The organism is Pandoraea sp. B-6 (assembly GCF_000282835.1).
GTDB classification, from domain to species: Bacteria; Pseudomonadota; Gammaproteobacteria; order Burkholderiales; family Burkholderiaceae; genus Pandoraea; species Pandoraea cepalis.
The window spans coordinates 61,590-68,170 of sequence record NZ_KB290497.1 but is presented as its reverse complement, the minus strand read 5'-3'; the positions used below and the strand labels follow the sequence as shown (position 1 = coordinate 68,170).

The 6,581-nt window shown below is 63.4% G+C and carries 6 protein-coding genes; 3 read left to right on the top strand and 3 right to left on the bottom strand.

Annotation, left to right across the window (positions count from 1 at the left end):
- From infB to truB, 3 genes are all read left to right on the top strand, one after another.
- A partial coding sequence (gene infB, locus A985_RS0105015) for a translation initiation factor IF-2 (protein WP_017232312.1) occupies positions 1-2,116 on the top strand: 2,116 nt, incomplete at its 5' end.
- A gap of 83 nt (positions 2,117-2,199) precedes the next feature.
- Positions 2,200-2,634 (top strand): 30S ribosome-binding factor RbfA, encoded by a 435-nt coding sequence (rbfA, locus tag A985_RS0105010; RefSeq protein WP_017232311.1) that lies wholly within the window; start codon positions 2,200-2,202, stop codon positions 2,632-2,634.
- Between the two features lie 117 nt (positions 2,635-2,751).
- Entirely contained in the window at positions 2,752-3,738 is a 987-nt protein-coding gene (gene truB, locus A985_RS0105005; protein ID WP_017232310.1) for a tRNA pseudouridine(55) synthase TruB, read from the top strand.
- 141 nt (positions 3,739-3,879) lie between these two features.
- Here truB and A985_RS0105000 read toward each other — a convergent pair whose 3' ends face one another.
- The 3 genes from A985_RS0105000 to A985_RS28960 all read right to left on the bottom strand — a co-directional run.
- Positions 3,880-4,374, bottom strand: a complete 495-nt coding sequence (locus A985_RS0105000; protein WP_017232309.1) for an acyl-CoA thioesterase — start codon at positions 4,372-4,374, stop codon at positions 3,880-3,882.
- 244 nt (positions 4,375-4,618) lie between these two features.
- The gene (locus A985_RS0104995; protein ID WP_026131667.1) at positions 4,619-6,169 is read right to left on the bottom strand and encodes a DHA2 family efflux MFS transporter permease subunit; all 1,551 of its coding nucleotides are present in this window, start codon (positions 6,167-6,169) and stop codon (positions 4,619-4,621) included.
- A 37-nt stretch (positions 6,170-6,206) separates the two neighbouring features.
- Positions 6,207-6,581: HlyD family secretion protein (locus A985_RS28960; protein WP_232424523.1), on the bottom strand; the 375-nt coding region annotated here is incomplete at its 5' end.

Sequence of the window (6,581 nt, the reverse complement as noted above, 5' to 3'; positions counted from 1 at the left end):
CGTGCTCAAGGCGCCGGAGCCGGCACCTGCCGCGCCGGCGGCTGCAGCCAAGCCGGAAGCGAAGGGTACCCTGCACAAGCCGGCCAAGCCGGAAGGTGCCGCGTCGGCCAAGCCGGCGGACAAGAAGCCGGCGGCAGCCGCCCCGGCCTCGACGACCGCGGGTGCCGCCGACAAGAAGGACAAGAAGCCGGGCGCCTGGCAGAAGGATGCCGATAACCGCAACAAGCGCGGCGGCATGAAGACGCGCGGCGACACGAGCGGTGGTTCGGATGGTTGGCGTGGCGGTGGCCGTGGCGGCCGTCGTGGCGACCGTCATTCGCAGGATGATCGTTCGTCGTTCCAGGCCCCGACCGAGCCGGTCGTGCGTGATGTTCACGTACCGGAAACGATCAGCGTGGGCGATCTGGCGCACCGGATGTCGGTGAAGGCCTCGGAAGTCATCAAGCTGATGATGAAGATGGGCCAGATGGTGACCATCAACCAGGTGCTCGATCAGGAAACGGCCATGATCGTGGTGGAGGAGCTTGGCCACCGCGCGATCGCCGCAAAGCTGGACGATCCGGAAACGCTGCTGGCGCTGGGCAACGATGCGACGGAAGGCGAAGCGCTGCCGCGTCCGCCGGTGGTGACGGTGATGGGTCACGTCGACCACGGCAAGACCTCGCTGCTAGACTACATCCGTCGCGCCAAGGTGGCGGCGGGCGAAGCCGGCGGTATTACGCAACACATCGGTGCTTATCACGTCGATACGCCGCGCGGTACGGTGACGTTCCTCGACACGCCGGGTCACGAAGCCTTTACGGCCATGCGGGCTCGCGGTGCGCAGGCCACGGACATCGTGATTCTCGTGGTCGCGGCGGACGATGGCGTGATGCCGCAGACGAAGGAAGCCATTGCGCACGCCAAGGCCGCCGGCGTGCCGATCGTGGTCGCGATCAACAAGATCGACAAGCCGGATGCGAACCTGGACCGCGTGAAGCAGGAACTCGTGGCCGAGGGCGTGGTGCCGGAAGAATACGGCGGCGAATCGCCGTTCGTGCCGGTGTCGGCGAAGACGGGCGCGGGCATCGACGATCTGCTCGAGAACGTGCTGCTGCAGGCCGAAGTCCTGGAGCTGAAGGCGCCGGCGGAAGCCGCGGCCAAGGGTATCGTGATCGAAGCGAAGCTGGACAAGGGTAAGGGTCCGGTGGCGACGATTCTGGTGCAGTCGGGCACGCTGCGTCGTGGCGACATGGTGCTGGCCGGTCAGGCCTATGGCCGTGTGCGTGCGATGCTGGACGAAACCGGCAAGAACGCGAAGGAAGCGGGTCCGTCGATCCCGGTGGAAATTCAGGGTCTGTCGGAAGTGCCGGGCGCGGGTGAAGAAGTGCTCGTGGTCCAGGACGAACGCAAGGCGCGTGAAATCGCGCTGTTCCGTCAGGGCAAGTTCCGCGACGTGAAGTTGGCCAAGCAGCAGGCCGCGAAGCTCGAGAACATTTTCGAGCAGATGGCCGAAGGCGAAGTCAAGTCGCTGCCGCTCATCATCAAGGCCGACGTGCAGGGTTCGCAGGAAGCGTTGGCGCAGTCGCTCAACAAGCTCTCGACGCCGGAAGTGCGTGTGCAGATCGTGCACGCTGCCGTGGGTGGCATCAGCGAAAGCGACGTCAACCTGGCGACGGCGTCGAAGGCGGTCATCATCGGCTTCAACACGCGCGCCGATGCGCTGGCACGCAAGCTGGCCGAGTCGAACGGTATCGATATTCGCTACTACAACATCATCTATGATGCTGTGGATGAAGTGAAGGCGGCGATGTCGGGCATGCTGTCGCCGGAAAAGAAGGAAGAGATCACCGGTACGGTCGAAGTGCGTCAGACGTTCCGTGTGCCGAAGATCGGTACGGTGGCCGGCTGTATGGTCCTGGACGGCTTCGTCAAGCGTTCGTCGCATGTGCGTGTGTTGCGCGACAACGTTGTCATCTTCACGGGCGAGCTGGATTCGCTCAAGCGCTTCAAGGATGACGTGAAGGAAGTCAAGTCCGGCTTCGAGTGCGGTCTGTCGGTGAAGAACTTCAACGACATCACGGAAGGCGACCAACTGGAAGCGTTCGAAATCACGGAAGTTGCGCGCTCGCTGTAACGCGATTTGCACAATGAATGTGGAATGGCCCACCAGGCCGGGAAACCGGTGGCGTGGGCCATTGCATTACTAGCGAGTATGTTATGGCAAAGAAACGTGGCGTTCCGGGTCGAAACCTTCGCATCAACGATCAGATCCAGCGCGATCTGTCGGAGTTGATACAGCGCGAAGTGAAGGACCCGCGTATTGGTCTGGTGACGCTGCAAAGCGTGGAAGTGACACCCGACTATGCGCATGCAAAGGTATTTTTCACGACGCTGACCGGTGAGCCGAAGGCGACCGGCGAGGCGCTCAACGAGGCAGCGGGCTACCTGCGCAATCTGCTGTTCAAGCGGCTGCACATCCACACGGTGCCGACGTTGCATTTCCACTTCGACCAGTCGATCGAACGTGCGATCGAAATGTCGCGACTGATCGATACGGCTAACGCGACGCGAGCGAGAGACGAAGCGAACGACGGCGTCGTCGAAGACGACGCGCACAGCGACGAGGAAGACGACGGCAAGTCCGTCGATTGACGATGCCCCCTGCCGGGCTGCCCGATGGGCCGGCCCGGCGGTATGGCACGACCTTTGCACTTGCGATGAGTGCCAGGGGTTGTATCCCACAAGACTCTCTCAAGCACTCTGCGCATCATGACGGACCCGCGTTCGCAGGCACCCCGCCAAAAACTTCCCCGTTTCGCGCTCGATGGCGTGTTGCTCCTGGACAAGCCGCTGGGCCTGTCGTCCAACGACGCGCTGATCCGGGCCAAGCGATTGTTACAGGCGTTGAAGGCGGGGCATACCGGCACGCTCGATCCGTTGGCGACCGGTCTGTTGCCGCTTTGTTTCGGCGAGGCGACGAAGTTCTCGCAGGACTTGCTCGAAGCCGACAAGACCTATGAAGCGCTGGTGCGTCTTGGCGAGACGACGACCACCGGCGACGCCGAGGGCGAGGTGTTGCAAACGCGCCCTGTGACGGTGGACGAAGCGGCGATTCGCGCGGTGCTGCCACGCTTCACGGGCCCGATCTCGCAGGTGCCGCCGATGTATTCGGCACTCAAGCGAGACGGCAAGCCGTTGTACGAATATGCGCGCGCGGGGCAGACCCTCGAGCGCGAAGCGCGTGCGGTCACGATTCACGCGTTGGAGATGACAGCGTGCGCGTTGCCGGCCGTCGCCGAGTTCTCGTTTCGCGTGACTTGTAGCAAAGGCACCTACGTGCGGACGTTGGCCGAAGATATCGGTGAGGCGCTGGGCTGCGGCGCGCATTTGCGCGCGCTGCGCCGCACGGCCGTCGGTCCGCTCACGCTTGACGGCGCCGTGACGCTGGAAGATTTGGGGGCGCTCGATCACGCGCAACGTGTGCAGAGGCTGGCACCGGTCGATGCGTTGCTCAAGACGCTGCCGACGATCTGGCTCGACGAAACGCTCGCCAGGCGCTTCAGCCACGGACAACGTCTGCGTCTGGACGAGGCGCGCTGTCCTCAGGCGCTGCGCGCGTGCGCCGGGGCGTCCGAGGCGATCGAGGTGAAGGTGTATGCCGAAGCCGATGGCGACGCCGCCGTGCGGTTGCTCGGCGTTGCGCGACTCGATGGCGAGGCGCTGCTCACACCGCAACGGCTGTTGAAGACCCAGTAAGCGACGTCATCGCAGCAAGCGCAGTCGGCGCCGTTCAGTCGCGGCCAGCCGATGTTGCGATGAGGCGCATGCTCGCGCGCCTCGTCGGTTCCCGAGGGGCGCCCCTCGCGCCATTCAGCGGTCGGGCGACCGCCGTCGACATCAGTGGGCGACGTTCCCCGGCTTGAGTTCCACGATGGCGTCGAGCGCTGCCTTGACGTCCATCGCGTACTTGGCCAACGCTTTCTGCTCGTCCGTTTTCGGTTCGAACGACGGAATGCCGACCGGGTGATTGCTCTCATCGACGGCGACGAACACCATCAGGCAATCGGTCGTCTGACGCAGCTCGCCCCACTTGGGGTCGCCTGCGTGCACCGAGACATGGATGTGCATGCTGGTGCGCCCGGTGGCCACGATACGCGCACGCAGTTCCACCAGATTGCCCACCAGAATCGGACGGCGGAAGCGGATGTTGCCGACACTGACCGTCACGCAATAGCGACCCGACCAGGTGGCTGCGCAGGCATACGCCACTTCGTCGATCCATTTCATCAGCGAGCCCCCATGCACCTTGCCGCCGAAATTGACGGCGGCCGGCTCGGCCAGAAAGCGGAAAGTGACTTCTGAGCGTTCGTTCGGGTTCTGCGGGGTCGTCATGATGTTGGTTTTGGCTGGGGGACGTGACATTCCCGAGCGTCGTGCGGTATTCCGGTATCGCGTCGGGCAGTGCGCCATCATACTTCGATTGCGTGGTCGTTGCCGACGCGGGTCGCGAATCAACCTCACTGTTATGCGTTGCGCGCATCGTCGGCGTGGCCAAAAAAAACCCCGCTAACGTCAGCGGGGTTCGAGAGGTGTCCGGCTGCACAGGGCAGGGCCAGACACTGGGGAAGACTTCGCTTCAATGCGCGCCGGCCGCAGCGTCGGCACCGCCGCCCCCCTTCATCGGCCGCGTGATCCAGACCATCGAGATCATCAGCACGAACAGCAGCGCCGAGATCCAGAAAATATCGTTCGCGCCGAGCATCGCCGATTGCTGCGTGACTAGCCGGTCGATGTAACCGTTGGCCTGGGGTGTGCTCATGCCGAGTTGATTCAGGGTCTGCACGGAGGCGTTGTACGTCGGGTTGTAGGGCGTCAAATGCTCCGTCAACTGCGCATGGTGCAGCGTGATCCGGTTCTCCCACATGGTCGTCGCAATCGACGTGCCCACCGCACCGCACGTGATCCGCACGAAGTTGGACAGCCCCGCCGCCGCCGGAATGCGACTCGGCGGCAACCCTGACAGGATGATCGCAGTGAGCGGGATGAAGAACATCGACATCGGCACGCCCTGCAGGAACGTCGGAATCATCAGCGTGCGCGTATCGACGAGCGTATTGAAGTGCGAACGCATGAGGAACACCAGCGCGAACAGCAGGAACGAGACGGTCACGACCCAACGGGCATCGAGCTTGGGCAGCGTTTTACCGATCACTGGCGAGAGCAGGATGGCGAACAGGCCCACCGGTGCCAGCACCAGGCCGGCCTCCGTCGCGGTATAGCCGAGATGGATCTGCAGCCACTGCGGCAGAATCACCAGGTTCCCGAAGAACAGGCCGTAACCCACCGAGATCGCCACCACGCCACCCGTAAAGTTGATCCGCTTGAAGAGTGTCAGATCGACCACCGGATGTTCCTCGGTAATTTCCCAGATGACGAAGAAACAGAACGACACCAACGCCACCAGCGCCAGCACGACAATCGTCGACGAATTGAACCAGTCGAGTTCCTTGCCTTTGTCCAGCATCACTTGCAGCGACCCGACCCACAACACGAGCAAGGCCAGCCCGACGGTATCGATCGGCTTGCGTTGCGTGGGCGTTTCACGCTTGGCATAGATCAGCCAAGTGGCGTAAGCGGCGCCAATGCCGACCGGGATGTTGATATAGAAGATCCAGGGCCAATGGTAGTTGTCCGAGATCCAGCCGCCGAGAATCGGGCCCATCACGGGGGCGACCAGCGTCGTCATGCCCCATAGCGCGAGCGCCATCGAACTCTTCGCGCTCGGATAGCTGGAGAGCAGCAGCGATTGCGAGAGCGGGATCATCGGACCGGCCACCGCACCTTGCAACACACGGGCCGCCAGCAGGAATTCGAGCGTGGGCGCCATGCCGCACAGCCACGATGCCAGCACGAACAGCAGGATCGACGAAATGAACAGCCGCACCGCGCCGAAGCGCTCGGTCAGCCAGCCTGTGAGTGGCACCGAGATGGCGTTGGCCACGGCGAACGACGTAATCACCCACGTCCCCTGACTCGACGAGACGCCAAGGTCGCCGGAGATGGCGGGAATCGATACGTTGGCAATCGAGGTGTCGAGCACGTTCATGAACGTGGCGAGCGACAACGCGATGGTGCCGAATACCAACTGGCTCCCCGTCAGGGGGCCAGGAGCGTTTTGAGTTGCCATGAGATGTCAAAGGGGGTGGGGGCCACCCCCCTCCGCTTTACAGGGGGCGTGCGCGAGCCGGCTGGTTGCGCGTGTCGCTGGCGCCGTTTGCGCCTGAGGCAGCCGCGGCACCGGCGTTTTCGGTGATGATCTTGGCGACGATGTCGTCGGCGTCATGACCCACCTTGTCGTACACATCGGTGGCGTACACCGGCAGCGCCGGCGCTTCACCCAGTTCCTTGCCGTCCGTATTGCGCACGTCCACCTTGACCTGCATCGACAGGCCGACACGCAGCGGATGTTGCTGCAACTGCTTCGGGTCGAGTGCGATACGCACCGGCAAACGCTGCACGACCTTGATCCAGTTGCCTGTCGCGTTTTGTGCCGGCAGCAGCGAGAACGCGCTGCCCGTGCCTGCCGAGAAGCCCGCCAC